We start from the raw sequence: 19,152 nt of genomic DNA on the forward strand, positions 1-19,152 counted from the left end.
TTCCACATATGAAACCGATCCTCTATTCCTTTCGCCGTTGCCCGTATGCCATGCGTGCGCGTCTGGCACTTGCCAGTGCCGGCGTGCCCGTGGAATTGCGCGAAGTCGTGCTAAGGGACAAGCCAGAGGCGTTTCTTGCCGCGTCGGCTTCGGCCACGGTGCCTTGTCTGAAGACGCGCGACGAAGTGATCGACGAAAGTTTCGACATCATGCTTTGGGCGCTGAAGAAGAATGACCCAGAAGCGTGGCTGACGATGCCCACAGACGGGCATGCGCTGATTAACCGGTTCGATTCCGATTTCAAGTCGGCACTGGACCACTACAAATACCCAAACCGTTACGCCGGCATTGACCCAATGACCGAACGTGATCGAGCCGTCGCAATCCTCAACGATATAGAGCCACGCCTTTGTGCCCCTTGGTTGTTTGGTCCCGCGCCGACCCTTGCCGACATGGCTATTTTACCCTTCGTCCGGCAATTCGCGATGGTCGACAAGCCGTGGTTTGACGGGCTGGCCCTGCCCGGTGTTCAGGGTTGGCTGGAACGCTTTTTGGCCTCGGACCGCCTGGCTGCAATCATGTCGAAATATCCACAATGGGCGGAAGGCGATGCGCCCACCATCTTTCCGAAGGGTTACGATGCATCCTAATCCCGTTTTCCGCAAAACGCCGCCGGACCAGAACCTGCAATTTGCCGACGCGCAGTCGTTCGGCTGCTTGTCGATCAACGGTGCCGACGGTCCGATGCTGGCGCATGTACCGTTTCTGCTGGCAGAGGATGGCAAATCAGCCGACCTGCACCTTGTCCGCTCTAACCCCATCGCGCGGGCTGAGCTGCCTGCACGAGGGGTGATCGCGGTTCAGGGGCCGCACGGCTATGTTTCGCCCGACTGGTACGGGATCGATGATCAGGTGCCCACATGGAATTATGTTGCCGTGCATCTGCGTGGAAAGTTGGAGACGCGCCCAGGTGCCGAGATGCCCGATCTGCTAACCCGGCTGTCCGCTCATTTCGAACGCGACCTGGCACCCAAGCCGGAATGGAAGATGGACAAGATGTCAGGTGCTGCGCTGGCCAAGATGATGCGGATGATTGTCCCCCTGCGGCTGCACATCGATTCGGTGGATGGCACATGGAAGCTGAATCAGAACAAGGACGACGCCGTTCGCCAAGCCGCAATCAACCGGGTCACCGAGGGGCGCCGCGGCATGGAACTGCAACGTCTTGCACAATTGATGCGCGCGGCTTTGCAGTAACGCCCGTTCACCCTGTCAACAACTCACGCTAGGCTTCGGCCAGCGAACTTGGAGGACGCCATGAAACTTTATTCCGCACCCGCCTCGCCGTTTGTGCGCAAGGTAGCCGTGTTGCTGCACGAAACTGGCCAAATTGATGATGTCGAGATGGTCGCAGCCGGTGGTCACCCCCTGGCCAGCGAGCAAATGCCGTTGGCGCATAACCCGCTGGGTAAAATTCCGGCTCTGGAACGCGAAGACGGCCCTGCGATTTACGACAGCGCCGTAATCTGCCGCTTTCTTGGAGAGGCGCACGGCATGTATCCCGAAGCGCGTCTGTACGAGGCACTGACGCTGGAGGCGACGGCCGATGGCATTTGCGATGCGGCAATCCTGATGATCTATGAAACCCGCTGCCGTGCAGAGGATCAGCGGTCAGCAGAATGGGTCGAGGCCCAGTGGGAAAAGGTTACCCGTTCGTTGGACGCTATCGAGGATCGGTGGATGAGCCATTTGGCAGGGCCACTGGATATCGGGCAGATCGCCGTGGCTTGCGCGCTGGCATATATCGACTTCCGCCATGGCTCACGCGATTGGCGCGCAGAACGCCCGCAGCTAACTGCCTGGTTTGAAGCCTTCTCGGCGCGGCCTGCAATGCAGGCCACGGTCCCGCAGGGTTAGAATCGCAGGCTTACACCGGCATTCAGGGCGTTGGTGATCACATCGGTCTTCAACGACCCGCCGCCGTTCAGGTCAACGTCAATCGACGTATAGTTGCCCTGATACTCGCCAAAGATCGACCAGCGATCGTTCAGTGCATAGCTGATGCCGGCATTAACCTGAACAGTCGGGCCGGCATACTGGTATTCGAACGTGCGGCTTGTGCCCGTGTCGATATCGACATGCGGCAGTGCGACGCCCAAGCCTGCGCCGACATATGGCGTCCAGCGGCGCTGCGCCTCGGGCCAGCGATAAAAGACGTTGGCGGTCAAAAAGTTCAGCCCGTCGGTGAATTCAAGCCGGTTGAACCCGTTCGCGGCCTGATCAGCAGAATCTGCAACGATCTTGGAATGCGTAAAGGTGGTGCCATAACCAAGGTTTTCGTTCTGCCACCACATCGCGCGGAAGCCGTAATAAGGTGCGGGTTTGAACGATTCCCCGTCCCAGCCGGAGTTGAAGTCAAACGCGCCCAAACCTGTGGGATCGTTCCCTGACACGTCACTGTGCGGGGCGGATTGCGTACCGGTGAAGAAGCTGAGCTCAAACTCGGCCTGTGCCGGAGTGGATGCAACTGCAACACCAATCGCTGCGGTCGTAGCTAAGAGAGCGGTTTTCATGCCGTAATCCATGGAACTTTGCGCGTTGTCTTAAGGGTAAGGTGCACAGAGGCGGGTTTCAATGGGCTTAACCTTCACAATACATCAGCGCGACAATTCGGCACGTAAGGCGAAAATGCCCTGATTCAGACCGGCCAATTGCCGCAGGGGGGCGCAATCATGCTGGACGCACCGGGCCTTAGGGTCTAATACCCGCGCAAACGGCGTGTTTTTGGCTTAATTGCTGCGCGCGCTGACACGGGGACTCAAGATGGAGAATGTTCGTGACGCAGACTGACGACCACGAAGGCACCCGCCGCGATTTTCTATATTATGCTACCGCCGGGGCAGGTGCGGTGACGGCTGGTGCAGCTGTTTGGCCGATGGTCAACCAGATGAACCCGTCCGCCGACGTGCGCGCGCTCAGCTCGATCCGCGTGTCGGTCGCTGACGTTGCCGTTGGAACGCAGCTGACGGTTATGTTCCAGGGCAAACCGGTCTTTATCCGCCGCCGTAGCGAAGAAGAGATTGCCGCTGCGCAGGATGTCGAACTGGACACTCTGATCGACAACAACGCGCGCAACGACAACGGTCTGGACACAGCCGACGCCGCAGACGCCAACCGCGCCTTGGATGAAGGCGGCGAATGGCTGGTTATGATGGGTGTATGCACGCACTTGGGCTGTGTGCCCCTGGGTGACGGCGCTGGCGAGTTCGGCGGCTGGTTCTGCCCCTGCCACGGTTCGCACTACGATACATCCGGCCGCATCCGCAAAGGTCCGGCCCCCGAAAACCTGCCCGTTCCGTTTGCCCGGTTTGACGGCGAAGAACTTATCCTGGGCAAGGAGGAGGAATAAAGATGGCTGGTATTCCCCACGACCATTACGAACCGAAATCCGGCTTTGAAAAGTGGCTGCACGAGCGCCTGCCCGTGGTCAGCCTTGCCTACGACACCCTGATGATCCCCACTCCCAAGAACCTAAACTGGATGTGGATCTGGGGCATCGTGTTGGCATTCTGCCTGGTTCTGCAAATCGCAACCGGCATTGTTCTGGTGATGCACTATGTACCGCATGTTGATATGGCCTTTGCCTCGGTCGAGCACATCATGCGCGACGTAAATGGCGGCCACATGATCCGCTATGTTCACATGAACGGCGCGTCGCTGTTCTTCTTTGCCGTCTACCTGCACATCTTCCGTGGCCTGTTCTACGGCAGCTACAAGGCCCCGCGTGAGATCACGTGGATCATCGGCATGCTGATCTACCTGCTGATGATGGGCACCGCCTTCATGGGCTATGTGCTGCCTTGGGGTCAGATGTCGTTCCACGGCACCGCAGTGATCACCGGCCTGTTCGGCGCAATCCCGTTCGTGGGCGAGGCGATCCAGACCTGGCTGTTGGGTGCGGGCGCGGTTGGCCAGTCGGCGCTGAACCGCTTCTTCTCGCTGCACTACCTGCTGCCCTTCGTGATTGCGGCGCTGGTCGCCGTGCATATCTGGGCCTTCCACACCACGGGCAACAACAACCCCTCTGGGGTTGAGGTGCGCCGCGGCTCGAAAGACGAGGCCAAGAAAGACACTGTACCCTTCTGGCCCTATTTCGTGATCAAGGACGTGTTCGCGCTGGCCGTGGTTCTGGTGGTGTTCTTCGCGATTGTCGGCTTCATGCCGAACTATCTGGGCCACCCCGATAACTATATCGAGGCAACCGCCCTGGCGACGCCGGCGCATATTGTGCCCGAATGGTACTTCCTGCCCTTCTACGCCATCCTGCGGGCCTTCACCGCCGATGTCTGGGCTGTGCAGTTCGTTCAGTGGATCTCGTTCGGGATCATCGATGCCAAGTTCTTTGGCGTGCTGGCCATGTTCGGCGCCATCGCGGTTATGGCCCTGGCGCCGTGGCTGGACACCAGCTCGGTCCGGTCGGGCAAGTACCGCCCGATGTTCAAATGGTGGTTCCGCCTGCTATGCGTCGATTTCATCGTTCTGATGTGGGTTGGTGCACGCCCTGCCGAAGGCATCTATGGCACGATTTCGTTGATCGGATCTGCCTATTGGTTCGCCTACTTCCTGGTCCTGCTGCCCCTTCTGGGCGTGATCGAGAAGCCGACCAAGCAGCCCGAAACCGTCGAAGAAGACTTCAACGCCCATTACGGCAAGCCGGCCGAATAAGAGAGAAGAGGATCAAGACGATGATCAAGACACTCACCCTTTCGGCGGCCACCGCGCTGGCGCTGACCGGTGGTGCATTTGCAGCCGGTGGCGAAGGTCACATTCACGACCACCAGTTCTCGTTCGAAGGTCCGTTCGGCACCTACGATCAGGAACAGCTGCGCCGCGGCCTGAAGGTTTACACCGAAATCTGTGCAGCCTGCCACGGCCTGAAGTTTGTGCCTCTGCGTACGCTGTCCGACGAAGGTGGCCCGCATTACAGCAAGGCCGAAGTTCGCGCCTATGCATCCGACAACTTCGAGGTTTGGGATCCCGAATTGCTGGACGGCGAAGGCGACTTCCGCCCGGCCACACCGACGGACCACTTCCCAGATGTGACCGGTGCAGGCGCCCCGGACCTCAGCCTGATGGCCAAAGCGCGCGCTGGCTTCCATGGCCCGTATGGCACGGGTCTTGCTCAGCTGTTCCAGGGTATGGGTGGCGCCGAGTACATCTATTCGATCCTGACCGGTTACACCGGTGAGGAGAAGGAAGAGGCAGGCACCATCTTCTACGAAAACACCGCCTTCCCGGGTGGCTGGATTTCGATGGCCCCGCCGCTTTACGGTGAAGACGTTGATTTTGACGATGGCCACGACAACTCGCTGCACCACATCGCAGAGGACACCGCTTCGTTCCTGATGTGGACCGCCGAACCCAAGATGATGGCACGCAAGCAGGCCGGTCTGACCGGCGTTGTGTTCCTGGTGCTTCTGTCGGTGCTGCTGTACCTGACCAACAAGCGCATCTGGGGTCCGGTCAAAGGCAAAAAGAAAGACTAATCAAATCGCATTCAGCGGTTTTAGAAGGCGGGCCCTAGGGTCCGCCTTTTTGCGTTACAGGGCAGAGGCATGTCGTCGCGGTTCAGTCAAAACTCGCTCACATTCGCGTAAGAGGGTTTGATCTTTGCAAACCGCCCGGTACTTTGCCCTCAGCCATTGTTCAGGGAGACCCCAGATGAAATTTCATTTTGTAGCCGCTGCTGCTGTTGCAGCATTCACCACCCCGGCATTCGCCGACGGTCACGCGCCCACCGCAGGCGACGCCGAAGCCGGCGAAAAAGCGTTCCGTCAGTGCATCTCGTGCCACGTGGTTGTCGATGACGAGGGCAACACGCTGGCTGGCAAGAAAGCCAAAACCGGCCCGAACCTGTACAACGTTGCTGGCCGCACGCTGGGCACCGTTGAGGGCTTCAAATACTCCAAGGACATGATCGCCGCTGGCGAAGCTGGCCTGGCCTGGAACGAAGAGACCTTTGCCGCCTTCACCATGGACCCCACCGGTTACCTGCGCGAGGCGACCGACAATTCCAAGGCACGCTCGAAAATGACCTTCAAGCTGCGCAAGGAAGAGGATGCCGCCAACCTCTATGCCTTCCTGTTTGGGCTGGCCAACCCGGCCGAATAATCCGGCGCTGATCTGATTTCGGGCCGTCCGTTTCATCGGGCGGCCCTTGTCATGCTTGCGGGTTGGCGCGCACCCCTGTATTCCCCCAGCGAACAGAGGATCCCGCCCCATGAGCATGAATTCGTTTGGCCATCTTTTCCGCGTCACCACCTGGGGTGAAAGCCACGGGCCCGCCCTGGGTGCCACGGTGGATGGTTGCCCGCCCGGCGTGGCGGTAGACGAGGCGATGCTGCAGCATTGGCTGGACAAGCGCAAACCGGGCCAGAACAAGTTCACCACCCAGCGGCGCGAACCGGATGCGGTGCGCATCCTGTCGGGTGTGTTCGAAGGCCAGACCACCGGCACACCGATCCAGCTGATGATCGAGAACACCGATCAGCGGTCCAAAGATTATTCCGAGATTGCCGAGAAGTTTCGCCCCGGTCATGCCGACATCACCTATTGGCAGAAATACGGGATCCGCGATTATCGCGGCGGTGGCCGGTCGTCGGCCCGCGAAACCGCCGCGCGGGTGGCCGCTGGTGGTGTGGCGCGTGCCGCGCTGGACGCGCTGGTGCCGGGAATCGCGATCACCGGCTATATGGTGCAGATCGGCCCGCACAAAGTAGATCGCGACCGGTTTGACGCCGCCCAGATCGAACAGAACCCGTTCTGGACACCCGATGCTGTTGCCGCCACCGAATGGGCCGAATACCTGGACGGACTGCGCAAATCGGGCAACTCGGTTGGCGCCGTGGTCGAAGTTGTGGCCAAAGGTCTGCCGGCCGGACTGGGTGCGCCGATCTATGGCAAGCTGGACACCGATCTTGCCGCCGCGATGATGTCGATCAACGCGGTGAAGGGTGTGGAAATCGGCGAAGGCATGGCCGCCGCCGAACTGACGGGCGAGGAAAACGCCGACGAGATCTTCATGGGCAATGACGGTCAGCCGGTTTATTCGTCCAACCATGCGGGCGGTATTTTGGGCGGGATATCCACCGGTCAGGATGTGGTGGTGCGGTTCGCGGTCAAACCCACCTCGTCGATCCTGAAGACCCGCCAGACCATCACCAAATCGGGTGACGCGTCCGAGATTATCACCAAAGGCCGCCACGACCCCTGCGTCGGCATCCGCGCGGTGCCGGTGGGCGAGGCGATGATGGCCTGTGTGCTGCTGGACCACGTGTTGCTGCATCGCGGCCAGATCGGCGGCAATCGCGGCGCCATCGGCTGATGGAGGCGCTGCGCGCGGCCCTGCGGGCGAATGTGACCGCCGAGATGGCGGTGGACCCCGGCCACGACCTTGCGCATCTGGATCGCGTCTGGGTCACCGTGCAGGCCATCGCAAAGGCCGAAGGGCGCGGTGACATCCGCGTGCTGCTGGCGGCCGCTTATCTGCATGACCTCGTGAACGTGCCCAAAAACAGCCCCGACCGCGCCAATGCCTCGCGCATGTCGGCCGCGGCTGCGGCGCCGGTACTGGCGGGTCTGGGCTTTGCAGACGCAGAGATTGCCAAAGCCCAGCACGCTATCGCCGCACACAGCTATTCCGCCGCTCTGCCGGTGGAAAGCATCGAGGCCGCCATTCTGCGCGACGCCGACCGGCTGGATGCCATTGGTGCCATCGGCATTGCGCGGGCGTTTCGGGTTTCGGCCGGGTTGGGTCAGGCGATCTATGACCCCGGCGATCCCTTTGCGGAAGGGCGCGAGCTGGATGACGGGCCGTTCGCCATCGACCACTGGCGGATCAAACTGCTTGGCCTGCGCGACGGCATGCTGACCGACGCAGGCCGCGCGATGGCGGAAACACGCCTGAGCTTCATGCAGGATTATCTGCGGCAGCTTGCACGCGAGCTGGGGCGCGATCTGCCAGAAAACTGGCTGACCTAACGCTGTTTCGACAGCTGCACGGCCAGAATGGCGAAGGTGATGATCACAACGCCCACAACGTCCAGCGCGGTCATTGTCTCGCCCAGCAGAACCGCCGCGATGGCCACGCCAAAGAACGGATTCAGAAAGTGGAAGGTCGCCGCACGCACGGCGCCAATGCGGCCCACCAGCCAGAACCATACCAGCGTAGCCAGCAGGCCCGGCACCAACGTGGTATAGGCAAAGGCCGCCGCCAGCGTCCATGACGGGGTGAAGTCCGGGCTTTCCAGCACAAAGCCAGCCACCGCCAGACAGGCCGAACCCACCAGCATCTGCAGACCCACCACCATCACCACGTTGCCGCCGGAACTGGCGCCGCGCACGGCCAGCGTGGCAAAGCTCAGCGCCAGCACACCGATCAGGCACAACCCGATCCCCACCGGATCAACCCCGCCCGAAAGGCGGGTGCCCATGATCATCAATACCCCGCCCAAACCGGCGATCAGTCCCACGATGCCCAGCCGCCCGATCCGCTCGCCATAGATCAGCCAGCCGGCCAACCCGACGATCAGCGGCATCGACGAGGCGATGATGGCCGCCAGCGACGCCTCGACCGTTTGCATGGCGATGAAGAACAGGCCCAGATAGAGCGCGTTCTGGCAGACCCCGAACACGATGGTGGCGCGCCACTGGCCGCGCGTCAGGCGCCATGTCTGGCCCATCGCGCGCGCAACCGCGATGCCGATCAGCCCCGACAGCAGGAACCGCAGCGACAGCGACAACATCGGCGGCGCGTCGGCCACGATGATGCGCGCCGACGAAAACGCCGACGACCACATCAGGGCAAAGGCCAGCCCCATCGCGATTGATCGAAAATCCATGCGCTCCGTCCATGAAAAAGGGCCGCCCAAGGCGACCCTAAATCGTTTTGATCTGGCTGCAAGCCGATCAGCCGTTCACGCTGTCCTTCAGCGCTTTGGCGATGGTCATTTTCACGACCTTGTCAGCGTCTTTCTTGATCTGCTCGCCGGTGGCCGGGTTGCGCACCATGCGCTCGGGCCGTTCGCGGCAATAGATCTTGCCCACGCCCGGCAGCGTCACGGCGCCACCTGCCGACACCTCTTTGGTGATCAGGCCGGTGATCGCGTCCAGTGCCGACGATGCGGCTTTCTTGTCAGTACCCATTTCCTCAGCCAGGGCAGCGACCAGCTGGGTTTTTGTCATTGGCTTTGCCATGTATGGTCTCCTCATTCCTGCCCACGCTCGATTGGGGGGCTAATCCAGAGATTTAACGGTATATTGAGGCCAGACACAACGCCTTGTGTAGGTTTCGAAGTGATTTCGGCGCATTTTGTGGTGTTTTTCGCCTACAAAAACGCGGTTTCCTCGAAGCTTCGCAGTTTCCGGCTGTGAATCCGCTCCAATGGCATGCCACGCAGACGTTCCATCGCCGAGATGCCAATCTGCAGGTGGCGGGCCACCTGGGAGCGGTAAAACTCGCTGGCCATACCGGGCAGTTTCAGTTCGCCATGCAGCGGTTTGTCCGACACGCACAGCAGCGTGCCATAGGGCACCCGGAACCGATACCCGTTGGCGGCAATGGTCGCGCTTTCCATGTCCAGCGCAATGGCGCGCGATTGCGACAGGCGCTGCACGGGGCCCGACACCTCGCGCAGTTCCCAGTTGCGGTTGTCGACCGTGGCCACGGTGCCCGTACGCATGATCCGCTTTAACTCATAACCTTCCAGCTGCGTGACATCGGCCACCGCCTGTTCCAGCGCGATCTGGATCTCGGCCAACGCCGGCACCGGCACCCAGACCGGCAGATCGTCGTCCAGCACCTTGTCCTCGCGCAGATAGGCATGGGCCAGCACAAAATCGCCCAGCGATTGCGAGTTCCGCAGACCGGCGCAGTGGCCCACCATCAGCCACGCATGCGGGCGCAGCACGGCGATATGGTCGGTTGCGGTTTTGGCATTCGACGGTCCCACCCCGATATTGACCAGCGTGATCCCGCCGCCATCGGCGCGTTTGAGGTGATAGCTGGGCATTTGCGGCAGTTTGGCCGGCACGTCCATCACCTGATCGGCCCGCGTGATGGCCACATTCCCGGTGCCGACAAATTCGGTATAGCCGCTGTTCGGATCGGCCAGCATCTTGCGGGCATAGCCCTCGAACTCTTCGACATAGAATTGGTAGTTGGTGAACAGAACGTGGTTCTGAAAATGCTCGGGCGCGGTGGCGGTGTAATGCGACAGGCGCGCCAGCGAATAATCGATCCGTTGCGCCGTGAACGGCGCCAATGATGCCGCTCCGTCGTCAAACATGAACCCGGTGCCGTTGACGATATCGTCATTGGTGGTCGACAGATCAGGGACATCAAAAATGTCGCGCAGCGGAAAGTCGAGCACACCTTCCTGTGGCACGTTGAGCTCGTGATCGCCGACCACGGCGAAATGCACCGGCATGGGCGTGGTCGACGGGCCGATGCTGACGGGTACGTCGTGATTGGTGACCAGAAGCTCGATCTGCTGGCGCAGATAGTTTTCGAACAGGTCGGGCCGCGTGATGGTTGCCGCATAGGTGCCCGGTTCGGCCACATGGCCAAAGCTCAATCGGCTGTCAACCTGCGCGAAGGTTGTCGTAGTGATGCGAATTTCCGGGTAATAGGCGCGATAGCGCGCTTGCGCCGGGGTGCCGGACAACGTCGCCTCGAAATGGGTGCGCAAAAAAGTGGTCGCGGCGGTGAACAACTCTTTCAACCGATCTACGGCAGCTGCGGCATCACGAAACTCTTCATGCACCGGGGCGGGCGGGATACTAAGCGGCAGGTTCTGGTTCTCGGCCATGTTCGGCACCTTTCACATCGATGCCAGATCAATCTCATGGTTTCACGAAGCTGTGCAAGCCCCCTTGAAGCTTGGCGGCCAACGCTCGATGATCCGCGACATGACAAAGACCTTGCTTTCCATCGGCCACGGGTATTCTGCGCAAGCACTGGCACGGCTTTTGCTGCCGCAGGGCTGGACGATCATTGGCACCACTCGCAGCACCGAAAAAGCCACGCACCTGACCGCGACCGGTGTGCAGGCCGTCATATGGCCCGGCACCGATCTGGCGCCGCTGGTGGCCAAATCCACGCATGTTCTGCTTTCCGCCGCGCCCGGTGAACAAGGCGACCCGGTTCTTACCACCGAACGGCAGGCCTTTGCCGATGCCGCGCATCTGGAATGGGTCGGATACCTGTCCACCACCGGCGTTTACGGAGACCATGGCGGCGGCTGGGTGGATGAGAGCACCCCATTGACCCCCAGCACCAAGCGCGGCAAGGCCCGCAAAGTGGCGGAAGAGGCGTGGCTGTCCAGAGGCTTGCCTATGCATGTCTTTCGGCTGGCAGGCATCTATGGCCCCGGGCGCGGCCCATTTGCAAAAATTCGCAACGGCACTGCGCGGCGGGTCATCAAGAAAAACCAGGTGTTCTCGCGCATCCATGTGGACGACATCGCACAGGTTCTGGCGGCCTCGATTGCGCGGCCCAACCCCGGTGCCATCTACAATGTCTGCGACAACGATCCAGCCCCACCGCAAGACGTGCTGGCCCATGCCGCGCACCTTCTGGGCCTGCCTCTGCCGCCCGAGGAGGATTTTGAAACCGCCCAGATGCGCCCCATGGCACGCAGCTTTTACAGCGATTCAAAACGCGTGCGAAATGACCGCATCCGCGAAGAGTTGGGCGTAAAACTGCTCTATCCCGACTACGATACCGGCCTGCGGGCGCTGTTGCGGCAAGAAGGCGGTTGAACGAAAAAGGCCCGCGCCGCATATCTGCCACAACACATGCGTGAACAGGACAGACATGATCAGCCGGGCCAAACTTGATGAGGTGCTGAAGGGCACCTTCGTTCAGAATTTTATCATCTCCGTCATCGTCGCGAACGCGGTGATCCTTGGACTGGAAACCTCGGCCGTGATCACCGAGCGGTTTGGGGGGCTGCTGAAAGCCTTGGACGCGGTGTGTCTGGCAATCTTTGTGGCCGAGATCCTGGCCAAGATCTATGCCCGCGGCCTTCGGTTCTTCCGCGATCCGTGGGGGCTGTTTGACTTCTTCATCGTCTCCATCGCGCTGATCCCGGCCACGCAGGGCTTCTCGGTTCTGCGGGCGCTACGCATCCTGCGGGTGCTGCGCGTGATCACCGTGGCCCCCCGCCTGCGCCGCGTGGTCGAGGGGTTCATCACCGCGCTGCCCGGCATGGGGTCTGTCTTTCTTCTGATGACGCTGATCTTCTATATCGGCGCGGTGATGGCGACCAAACTGTTCGGCACCACCTTCCCCGAATGGTTCGGCACGCTGGGACGGTCGGGCTATTCGCTGTTTCAGATCATGACGCTGGAAAGCTGGTCGATGGGCATCGTGCGCCCGGTGATGGAGGTCTTCCCCTGGGCCTGGGCATTCTTTGTGCCGTTCATCATGGTCACGACCTTTGCCGTTGTGAACCTGCTGGTCGGCTTGATCGTGAACTCCATGCAAGACGCCCACCACGAAGAAGATGCCCAGAAAACCGACGACTACCGCGACGAGGTGATCAAACGGCTGGAAGCGATCGAGGCGAAGCTGGAGCGGGGTGGGAGAAGCTAGGTAAGCTACGAAATTGTTTCTGCAATTCAATCCAATTGCCGGCACAACGCAATCAGAATGCAATTTGCACGACAACCAGCTGAAGTTGGATGTAATTGCGCCAGTTTAATGCGAACGATAGTCTTCAACGTTCAATTTATACTTCTCGATCAAGTTATAGACAGTAGAACGCGAAACCCCCATCGATTGGGCCGTCTGGCGTAGATTGCCCGCTTTTTCTTGCAAGGTACGCTTCAGAAGGGTTTGCTGCATTTCTTTTATTGCCCTTGAGCTCGCTTGAGGCTCACGAGTGTCACCGTTCGACGCTGAGCTTGACGATGAAATCATCAGATCCATGGGCAGGAAATCAATTCCGATCTCTGAATCGAGCCGGTCTTCGAAAGAAAACAGATAGTAAGCGCGCTCCACAACGTTTCCGAGCTCGCGGATGTTGCCCGACCAATCGTATTGGCACAGAGCGTCTAGCGCCGCAGGGGAAAACACCAAATCGGGCCCAGCAAACCTACGCAGCATACTCTCCGCCAACAGAATGATATCGGTGGGCCGAGCCCTCAAAGGTGGTAAGGAAATCGTAAACACGCCAATCAAACACAGCAGATTTTGGCGGAACCTATGATTGCGTACCGCAACATTCAGATCATTGACTGAGGTGGCAATCACTCGGACGTTTACTGGCTTCGTATCCGTGCTGCCGACACGGCTCAGTTCGCCGCTTTGTAACGTTTGCAATAGCTTCGCTTGTACGTCCAAGGGCAATTCATGAATGTCATCAAGCAAGATCGTGCCGCCATTGGCCAGCTCCAACTTGCCAACTTTGCCTTTCGCCCTATTGTGCCCTTCCGATGTGCCAAACAATTCAGCTTGCATGAGATCGCGTGAAACAGCACCGCAATTCACCGTAATGAAAGGCTTATTTCGACGCGATCCAGCGTTGTGAATTGCCTGTGCGAACAGTTCCTTACCCGTGCCGCTCTCTCCTGTGATCAGCACGCTCGCGTCGATATGAGACGCGACCCTAGCGTGCTCGAGGCATTCCTTAAAACTTGCGTCCTGCCCAATGAGATCGTCAAACTTGTAGGCAGCGTCAGAGCCTGTCACACGGTTCACCAAGTTATGCACGGCTTGAGTGGGTTGGACAGAAAGCACAGCACCGGCGACTTCGTTGTCCTTCATGATCAATCGGCACGAGACTTGCATCGATTTCGGCTTACGCCGTACCGTCGCTTTGACTTCGCGCATCTCATAGTCCACCCCGGCTTCATCAAAGGGGCCGAGTTTTCGATCTGCTTTGAAGAAATCTTCGATCGGGTGCCCTTTCCACACACGGTCATCATGAAAAATCTTGTGAACTTCCGAATTGGTACCTTTCACGGTTCCATCACGGTCAATCAGGATGATGCCGGTTTCAATCAATGAGAGCACGGCATCCCGTTCTTCCAACATCAGTGCCAGTTCGCGGGTGGTTTTCTTTAGCTCCAATTCGCGTTCGATCCCGTTCACAGCCGAGACAACCAACCCCAGTGACAGGCTATGTTTGTGCTCAATCGGAATTGTCAGATCAAGCGCGCCAATGATGCTGCCGCGATAGCTGATCGGAGCGGCATAGCAAGCCCAGTTATGATTGTGGCGGAACCAATGGTCCGCACCGACGATTTCTACGGGACCACGCGCCGCAAGAGCTGTGCCGATACCATTGGATCCTGCGATCTTTTCAGACTGATCTGTGCCCAGCTTTGGAAAGTGTTTTAGAATACGACTGTCACGTTGCGCGTCGACGTGAATGATGACGTTTTCCGCGTCCGAGAGCGTGATGATTGCGCCGGTATGATGGATAATTTGATACAAGTTTTCCACGTAAGGCACAGCGGTTTCGATCAGGTCGAGGTTACTGTCGCGTCGCGCTTTCAGGTTTTCTGGCGAAACAAAATCAAACCCCCGAGTTTCCGGATCAACCCCATAGATCCGGCATCTTTCCCAAGATGCCAGAACATAGGGTTTCAATTGGGACGGGGTAAACCCGGGCTCATCATTGATGTAGCGTTCCCAATCCGAAAATGTCGCCTCTTTTACAGTCATAACGTGGGTCTAGCCTTGTTCCTCCGAGAGCCTAACAAATTGATCCAGTAAAGCAAAAAGCAGCTGCTTGCGCCGCTACTCGCGCAGCAAAGCGACTGAGATCGCGTCGATGAATTCCGGGATTTCTGCCGGGGTGCGTCCCGTCACGATACGACCGTCAACCAGTGCGGCCGCTTCGTTACAGTCAAAGCTCCCCCCCATGATCTCAACGGAATCCCGAGACGCCTCCCAGCCTGTCAAATGGCGGCCTGACACAAGCCCGGCCTCTGCCAACGGGATCGGACCGTGGCAAATAGCACTAAGAATTTTGCCTGCAGTGTTTGCCTCTTGCAGCCAGTCGGCCTGCCCTGTCATCACCATATTCCAAGGATTAAAGGCGCCGGTGATCACCAACACATCGAAATCTGACATGCGAACGTCGTTAAGAGGTTTATAGGTGTAGAAACTGTCAGGGATTTCCTGGAAAGGAATGGTCACGCCAAAGTTGCCCGTGATGGTCTCTGACCCCAACAAACCAGGACGCGCGCGCAGCTCCGCCTCAAAGTGACCAATGATCACTTCGGCGCCCCTGTAAAGCAGTTCCATAACCGGAACCACAAGCTCGATATCCTCAAAATCATCGGTCGCTGGAATGAGGACTCGTTTGCCCTTTAACGCGTTCTTCCAGTCGTCCTCATATTCCGTGTCCACCAGCGCACAAAGAGCCCGCAGCAATGCCGGCGTATCTGCAGTGCTGCGTGCGGTTAGCAGATCACCGTCCACCACCACAGGCACTTCCTCAAACCGCGCGATCTTTTGCAGCATAAACTTCACCGCGCGATCTCCGGTACAACGCTTGCCATGCATAGCACCAGCACGGATCAAAGGCATAGAACCGGCGCCAATCGTTGCCAGGATCACGTCAGTGGCATGGGCTTGCTCGACAAAGTTGATCACATCAGGCTCGGTCACCATCACGTCAGCGGAATGCCCTCCGGGAATGATCAGAACATCGTAGTCCGCAACTTTAGCGTCCTTCAGGCAAGTCCAATGCTGGTTTTTGTTGCCCCCCATGACCGGGATTGGGTCAACCCCAAGGTCCCACATCCCGCGTACACCTTTGCCAGGCACGTTCGGGCGGGTGTTTTTCCATGTGACCCAATCCACCAGAAGGAAGTCACAAATTCCGCCCATTTCGCCAATGTAACTGGCCAAGTAATAAACTTGGAAATCGCTGAACTCGCTGGCGATGATCACGCCGATCCGTTTGCCGCGCAATGGCCCGTCGGGCTTAACATTGCCACCCAGATCGCCCTGCCATTTGATCAGGCCTTCCGCTTCAATAACCTCAATCCCCGTGGATTTGCTCGCGGCGATGGCGGCGGTGAATGGGTTCTTCATAATGTGCTCCGAATAGAAGTGTTGAGGGGGGCATCGAGGGGAATTCCGCAGGTAATTCTGTCGGGCCCGATATCTGACAAAGAACGGCAACCGGTGCGCGCCATGGCCACATCCAGTTCCTTGTGAAGTATGTCGATGGCTTTCGAGGCACCTGCTTGTCCCGCTGCTCCAAGCCCATAAAGAAAGGCTCGGCCGATCCAGCAAGCATCTGCACCCAGAGCCAATAAACGGAAGATATCCATGCCGGTGCGAATGCCGCTATCGGCGAACATGGCGATTTGATCGCCCACTTGTTGACGGATTGCAGGCAGGGCCTCTGCAACGCTAAGAGCCCCGTCAAGCTGCCGCCCGCCGTGGTTAGACACAACAATCCCATCTGCTCCAAAATCAACGGCGGTTTGCGCATCTTCTGGAGTCATAACCCCTTTGAGAATGACCGGCCCGTCCCATTCCGCCATGGAAAGAGCATTTGGTTTGTCGGTGAAAGTCATGCGGCGGCCTTCCGGCGCAGCCAATTCGGCCGCGCGCCACCGGCGAGGATCGCCAGGATCAAGGTCACGCCCGTGATAAAGTTCTGCCAATAAATATCAATGCCAAGCAAGTTCAGGGAATTGGACAAGATCCCCATGAACAAGGCTCCAAGGAAGGCTCCAATTATCGTTCCTGTGCCACCGCTCAGGCTCGCCCCGCCAATGATCGCAGCGGTGATTACCTTCATTTCAATACCGGTACCGACGGTTACCGCAGCCGTGCCCAGCCGCGCGGCGAAAAAGATACCCGCAGCTCCGGCCAAAACGCTGATAATCACGTAATTCAGCACTTTCACCAACTCGACATTGATCCCATTCACCCGTGCCGCTTTTTCATTTGCGCCCACGTAGTAGCTTTGGCGCATAAAGCGCGAATTCCGCATGACCACGTCCCAGACAAGTGTCAAAACCAGCAGAAAAATGATCGGAAATTGCAAACCAAAGAGCTTACTTTGGCCAATTGCCGTAAAGCTCTCAGGCAGGTTCAAAACCGATTGCCCGCCCGAGATGATCAACACAATCCCACGCACCACCAAGAGCATGCCGAGCGTACCGATGAACGGGTTGATGTCGAAAAAGGCGATCAGAACGCCATTGACCAGCCCAACCATGGCGCAGACCGACAGGCCAAGCCCAATTGCCAAAGGCACCGGGACGCCCGCGGTTAACAACAAGCCCGTCGCGACGCCGCCCAACGCTACGGTTGATCCGACAGACAGGTCCAACCCACCTGAGACCAGCAAGATAACCATGCCAATTGTGATCATCCCTTCAACCGTCATCCCCAGCAAAATGGATTCAGCATTTAGCCAAGAGGCAAAATAAGGGGATGCAAAGGTCATAGAGACCACCATGACCAGGATGACCAAAGTCAAGGTTGCCTCCCGTTGGGCAAGAGTTCGTTTCAACAGTGGCGGCATCTTCATAGACACGTCTCCTTCGTCCACGGATTGATGCCCGCAGCAAATGACAAAATACGTTCTTCGGAAAAATCTTCGGCGTTCAGGTCGCCGACGATTTTGTTCTGGTGCATCACAAGCGTTCGATCACAAAGCCCCATGATTTCGGGCATGTCAGACGAGATGACGATCACCCCGTGACCTGAATCGGCGAACTCTCTGATCCGTGCATAGATTTCGGATTTCGCCCCCACATCCACACCGCGTGTGGGCTCGTCCACAATCAAAACGCGCGGGTGCTTGGACATCCACATTGTGAAAAGTGTCTTTTGCTGATTGCCGCCTGACAGCGCCCCAACTGGCTTTTCTGGTGTCGCATTTCGGATGTTGTAAGCACCCATTGCCTCTTGGGTGAATGCCATCGTTTTGCGCCCTTCAATCGCGCCCAAGCGGTTGGTAAAGCGCTTCAATTGGGTGGAGACCATGTTTGCGCGTATTGGAAAGGACAGGAACAGTCCGATGTTCTTGCGATCCTCGGTCAGATAGCCAAGGCCTGCGTCCATCGCCTCACCCGGAGACCGGATCGTCGCCGGCTTGCCGTCGATTTCCACGCGACCAGACGTAAGATGAGGCATACCAAACAGCGACAGCGCCATCTCCGAGCGCCCCGCCCCCACGAGGCCGGAAATACCGAGGATCTCAGTTTCGCGAACCGCAAATGAGAGATCCTCAAATTGCCCATCGAGAGAAATGTTCTCGGCACGGAAAATCACAGGTTTTGCAGCGAGGTTCTTCGCTGACGGTGTTCCATAAAGGTCTTGGATTTCTCGCCCAACCATCAGTGAAATGATCGCGTTTTCATCCAGCTCTACGGTAGGCCGCGTCGCGATATGCCGTCCGTCGCGCAGCACCATCACGCGATCGGAAATCTCAAACACTTCATGCAGGTGGTGGGTTATGTAAACAAACGACATCCCTTCGGCCTTTAGCCGTCGGATATTGTCAAAGAGCAAGCGGATTTCGTCCTCGGTCAACGAGCTTGTCGGCTCGTCCAAAATCATGATTTTAGGGTTCGAGGTGATCGCTTTGAGAATTTCGATTTCTTGTCGCTGACCTATAGAAAGATCGGCCACCAAATCCGTCGGGCGCACCTTGAGCTGCATGCGCTCTAACGCTTCACGAGACTGCCGCCGTAGCTTTCGCCAATCAATCAGGTTGCCCCAGCGGGTGGGCTGGCGGTTCATAAAAATATTTTCAGCCACGGTCAGGTTCGCTGCCAATGTCAGCTCCTGAAAGACAACAGAGACGCCTGCGGCTTGCGCGTCCATCGGGCTATGAAACTGTGTTTCGTTGCCGTCGATCCAAATCTCACCCTCATCTGGGCTGAGCACCCCTGCAAGGAGATTGGTCAGCGTCGACTTGCCCGCGCCATTTTCACCCAGAAGCGCTAATACCTCACCCTCTTTGATTTCGAGGGAAATGTCCTGAACCGCTTTGAACGTGCCAAAAGACTTTGACAGCCCGCTCGCCTTCAATGTGGATGCCATGTGATTAACCTGCGCAACATGAATTGGGCGGCTGGCCAGAGGAGACGGCCAGCCGCGTGGGAGCG

20 protein-coding genes are annotated in these 19,152 nt (G+C 58.4%); 11 read left to right on the forward strand and 9 right to left on the reverse strand.

Translation table 11 applies throughout. The annotated features are described in order from the left end of the window. Positions 1 to 8: 8 nt before the first annotated feature. The 3 genes from ACMU_RS01060 to ACMU_RS01070 are packed head-to-tail and all read left to right on the forward strand — an operon-like array spanning position 9 to position 1,917. A complete protein-coding gene (locus ACMU_RS01060; protein WP_035256021.1) occupies positions 9 to 650 on the forward strand; it encodes a glutathione S-transferase in 642 nt (213 codons plus the stop codon). Next, a complete protein-coding gene (locus tag ACMU_RS01065) occupies positions 640 to 1,257 on the forward strand; it encodes an FMN-binding negative transcriptional regulator (RefSeq protein WP_035255338.1) in 618 nt (205 codons plus the stop codon). The genes ACMU_RS01060 and ACMU_RS01065 overlap by 11 nt, the downstream gene beginning before the upstream one ends. A gap of 60 nt (positions 1,258 to 1,317) precedes the next feature. Further along, a complete protein-coding gene (locus ACMU_RS01070; RefSeq protein WP_035255340.1) occupies positions 1,318 to 1,917 on the forward strand; it encodes a glutathione S-transferase in 600 nt (199 codons plus the stop codon). Here ACMU_RS01070 and ACMU_RS01075 read toward each other — a convergent pair. Beyond that, the gene (locus tag ACMU_RS01075; protein WP_035256022.1) at positions 1,914 to 2,573 is read right to left on the reverse strand and encodes an outer membrane protein; all 660 of its coding nucleotides are present in this window, start codon (positions 2,571 to 2,573) and stop codon (positions 1,914 to 1,916) included. The genes ACMU_RS01070 and ACMU_RS01075 overlap by 4 nt on opposite strands. A 263-nt stretch (positions 2,574 to 2,836) precedes the next feature. Between ACMU_RS01075 and petA the strand changes: the two genes are divergently transcribed. From petA to ACMU_RS01105, 6 genes are all read left to right on the forward strand, one after another. Then, positions 2,837 to 3,409: a ubiquinol-cytochrome c reductase iron-sulfur subunit gene (petA, locus tag ACMU_RS01080; protein WP_035256023.1), complete on the forward strand. Its 573-nt coding sequence runs from the start codon at positions 2,837 to 2,839 to the stop codon at positions 3,407 to 3,409. Between the two features lie 2 nt (positions 3,410 to 3,411). Next, the gene (petB, locus tag ACMU_RS01085) at positions 3,412 to 4,725 is read left to right on the forward strand and encodes a cytochrome b (protein ID WP_035255346.1); all 1,314 of its coding nucleotides are present in this window, start codon (positions 3,412 to 3,414) and stop codon (positions 4,723 to 4,725) included. 20 nt (positions 4,726 to 4,745) lie between these two features. Continuing rightward, positions 4,746 to 5,546, forward strand: a complete 801-nt coding sequence (locus tag ACMU_RS01090) for a cytochrome c1 (RefSeq protein WP_035255348.1) — start codon at positions 4,746 to 4,748, stop codon at positions 5,544 to 5,546. Between the two features lie 175 nt (positions 5,547 to 5,721). Further along, positions 5,722 to 6,171 carry a c-type cytochrome gene (locus tag ACMU_RS01095; RefSeq protein WP_035255349.1) on the forward strand — a complete coding sequence of 150 codons (450 nt, stop codon included), beginning with the start codon at positions 5,722 to 5,724 and terminating at the stop codon, positions 6,169 to 6,171. A gap of 109 nt (positions 6,172 to 6,280) precedes the next feature. Further along, positions 6,281 to 7,384, forward strand: coding sequence for a chorismate synthase (gene aroC / locus ACMU_RS01100; protein WP_035255351.1), 1,104 nt, complete (start codon positions 6,281 to 6,283; stop codon positions 7,382 to 7,384). After that, complete coding sequence (locus tag ACMU_RS01105) at positions 7,384 to 8,040, forward strand: HD domain-containing protein (RefSeq protein ID WP_035255353.1); 657 nt, start codon at positions 7,384 to 7,386, stop codon at positions 8,038 to 8,040. Before aroC ends, ACMU_RS01105 begins: the two co-directional genes overlap by 1 nt. Here ACMU_RS01105 and ACMU_RS01110 read toward each other — a convergent pair. The 3 genes from ACMU_RS01110 to ACMU_RS01120 all read right to left on the reverse strand — a co-directional run bounded on the left by ACMU_RS01110 (position 8,037) and on the right by ACMU_RS01120 (position 10,868). Beyond that, a complete protein-coding gene (locus tag ACMU_RS01110; RefSeq protein WP_035255355.1) occupies positions 8,037 to 8,900 on the reverse strand; it encodes a DMT family transporter in 864 nt (287 codons plus the stop codon). The two genes, ACMU_RS01105 and ACMU_RS01110, sit on opposite strands and share 4 nt — an antisense overlap. A gap of 67 nt (positions 8,901 to 8,967) precedes the next feature. Then, the gene (locus ACMU_RS01115) at positions 8,968 to 9,255 is read right to left on the reverse strand and encodes an HU family DNA-binding protein (protein ID WP_035255356.1); all 288 of its coding nucleotides are present in this window, start codon (positions 9,253 to 9,255) and stop codon (positions 8,968 to 8,970) included. Positions 9,256 to 9,386: 131 nt separating this feature from the next. Beyond that, positions 9,387 to 10,868 carry an AMP nucleosidase gene (locus ACMU_RS01120; protein ID WP_035255361.1) on the reverse strand — a complete coding sequence of 494 codons (1,482 nt, stop codon included), beginning with the start codon at positions 10,866 to 10,868 and terminating at the stop codon, positions 9,387 to 9,389. Positions 10,869 to 10,968: 100 nt separating this feature from the next. Here ACMU_RS01120 and ACMU_RS01125 point away from each other — a divergent pair, with 100 nt between their 5' ends. Together ACMU_RS01125 and ACMU_RS01130 are read left to right on the forward strand one after the other, a co-directional pair. After that, positions 10,969 to 11,820, forward strand: a complete 852-nt coding sequence (locus ACMU_RS01125) for an SDR family oxidoreductase (protein ID WP_035256024.1) — start codon at positions 10,969 to 10,971, stop codon at positions 11,818 to 11,820. A gap of 55 nt (positions 11,821 to 11,875) precedes the next feature. After that, complete coding sequence (locus tag ACMU_RS01130; RefSeq protein ID WP_035255362.1) at positions 11,876 to 12,655, forward strand: ion transporter; 780 nt, start codon at positions 11,876 to 11,878, stop codon at positions 12,653 to 12,655. 105 nt (positions 12,656 to 12,760) lie between these two features. On the opposite strand, the gene ACMU_RS01135 is transcribed toward ACMU_RS01130, so the two are convergent. The 5 genes from ACMU_RS01135 to ACMU_RS01155 all read right to left on the reverse strand — a co-directional run bounded on the left by ACMU_RS01135 (position 12,761) and on the right by ACMU_RS01155 (position 19,087). Next, positions 12,761 to 14,731, reverse strand: a complete 1,971-nt coding sequence (locus ACMU_RS01135; protein ID WP_035255363.1) for a sigma-54-dependent Fis family transcriptional regulator — start codon at positions 14,729 to 14,731, stop codon at positions 12,761 to 12,763. 75 nt (positions 14,732 to 14,806) lie between these two features. Next, a complete protein-coding gene (locus ACMU_RS18565; protein WP_161635607.1) occupies positions 14,807 to 16,201 on the reverse strand; it encodes a DJ-1/PfpI family protein in 1,395 nt (464 codons plus the stop codon). Then, on the reverse strand, positions 16,108 to 16,602 hold the full coding sequence (locus tag ACMU_RS01145; RefSeq protein ID WP_051587771.1) for an alpha-hydroxy-acid oxidizing protein: 495 nt from the start codon (positions 16,600 to 16,602) through the stop codon (positions 16,108 to 16,110). Before ACMU_RS01145 ends, ACMU_RS18565 begins: the two co-directional genes overlap by 94 nt. Continuing rightward, positions 16,599 to 17,516, reverse strand: a complete 918-nt coding sequence (locus ACMU_RS01150; RefSeq protein ID WP_161635608.1) for an ABC transporter permease — start codon at positions 17,514 to 17,516, stop codon at positions 16,599 to 16,601. Before ACMU_RS01150 ends, ACMU_RS01145 begins: the two co-directional genes overlap by 4 nt. A 47-nt stretch (positions 17,517 to 17,563) precedes the next feature. Continuing rightward, positions 17,564 to 19,087, reverse strand: coding sequence for a sugar ABC transporter ATP-binding protein (locus ACMU_RS01155; RefSeq protein ID WP_035255364.1), 1,524 nt, complete (start codon positions 19,085 to 19,087; stop codon positions 17,564 to 17,566). Positions 19,088 to 19,152 lie beyond the last annotated feature (65 nt).

This window comes from Actibacterium mucosum KCTC 23349 (assembly GCF_000647975.1).
Taxonomy (GTDB): Bacteria; Pseudomonadota; Alphaproteobacteria; order Rhodobacterales; family Rhodobacteraceae; genus Actibacterium; species Actibacterium mucosum.

Bases quoted from the DNA above. Each gene is read 5' to 3' on its own strand.
- ACMU_RS01135 (WP_035255363.1), bottom strand. From the start codon at position 14,731: ATGACTGTAAAAGAGGCGACATTTTCGGATTGGGAACGCTACATCAAT.
- ACMU_RS01145 (WP_051587771.1), bottom strand. From the start codon at position 16,602: ATGACTTTCACCGACAAACCAAATGCTCTTTCCATGGCGGAATGGGAC.
- ACMU_RS01155 (WP_035255364.1), bottom strand. From the start codon at position 19,087: ATGGCATCCACATTGAAGGCGAGCGGGCTGTCAAAGTCTTTTGGCACG.
- aroC (WP_035255351.1), top strand. From the start codon at position 6,281: ATGAGCATGAATTCGTTTGGCCATCTTTTCCGCGTCACCACCTGGGGT.
- petB (WP_035255346.1), top strand. From the start codon at position 3,412: ATGGCTGGTATTCCCCACGACCATTACGAACCGAAATCCGGCTTTGAA.
- ACMU_RS01075 (WP_035256022.1), bottom strand. From the start codon at position 2,573: ATGAAAACCGCTCTCTTAGCTACGACCGCAGCGATTGGTGTTGCAGTT.
- ACMU_RS01125 (WP_035256024.1), top strand. From the start codon at position 10,969: ATGACAAAGACCTTGCTTTCCATCGGCCACGGGTATTCTGCGCAAGCA.
- ACMU_RS01105 (WP_035255353.1), top strand. From the start codon at position 7,384: ATGGAGGCGCTGCGCGCGGCCCTGCGGGCGAATGTGACCGCCGAGATG.
- ACMU_RS01130 (WP_035255362.1), top strand. From the start codon at position 11,876: ATGATCAGCCGGGCCAAACTTGATGAGGTGCTGAAGGGCACCTTCGTT.
- ACMU_RS01115 (WP_035255356.1), bottom strand. From the start codon at position 9,255: ATGGCAAAGCCAATGACAAAAACCCAGCTGGTCGCTGCCCTGGCTGAG.
- ACMU_RS01065 (WP_035255338.1), top strand. From the start codon at position 640: ATGCATCCTAATCCCGTTTTCCGCAAAACGCCGCCGGACCAGAACCTG.
- ACMU_RS01120 (WP_035255361.1), bottom strand. From the start codon at position 10,868: ATGGCCGAGAACCAGAACCTGCCGCTTAGTATCCCGCCCGCCCCGGTG.
- ACMU_RS01070 (WP_035255340.1), top strand. From the start codon at position 1,318: ATGAAACTTTATTCCGCACCCGCCTCGCCGTTTGTGCGCAAGGTAGCC.
- ACMU_RS01090 (WP_035255348.1), top strand. From the start codon at position 4,746: ATGATCAAGACACTCACCCTTTCGGCGGCCACCGCGCTGGCGCTGACC.
- ACMU_RS01110 (WP_035255355.1), bottom strand. From the start codon at position 8,900: ATGGATTTTCGATCAATCGCGATGGGGCTGGCCTTTGCCCTGATGTGG.
- ACMU_RS01060 (WP_035256021.1), top strand. From the start codon at position 9: ATGAAACCGATCCTCTATTCCTTTCGCCGTTGCCCGTATGCCATGCGT.
- ACMU_RS01095 (WP_035255349.1), top strand. From the start codon at position 5,722: ATGAAATTTCATTTTGTAGCCGCTGCTGCTGTTGCAGCATTCACCACC.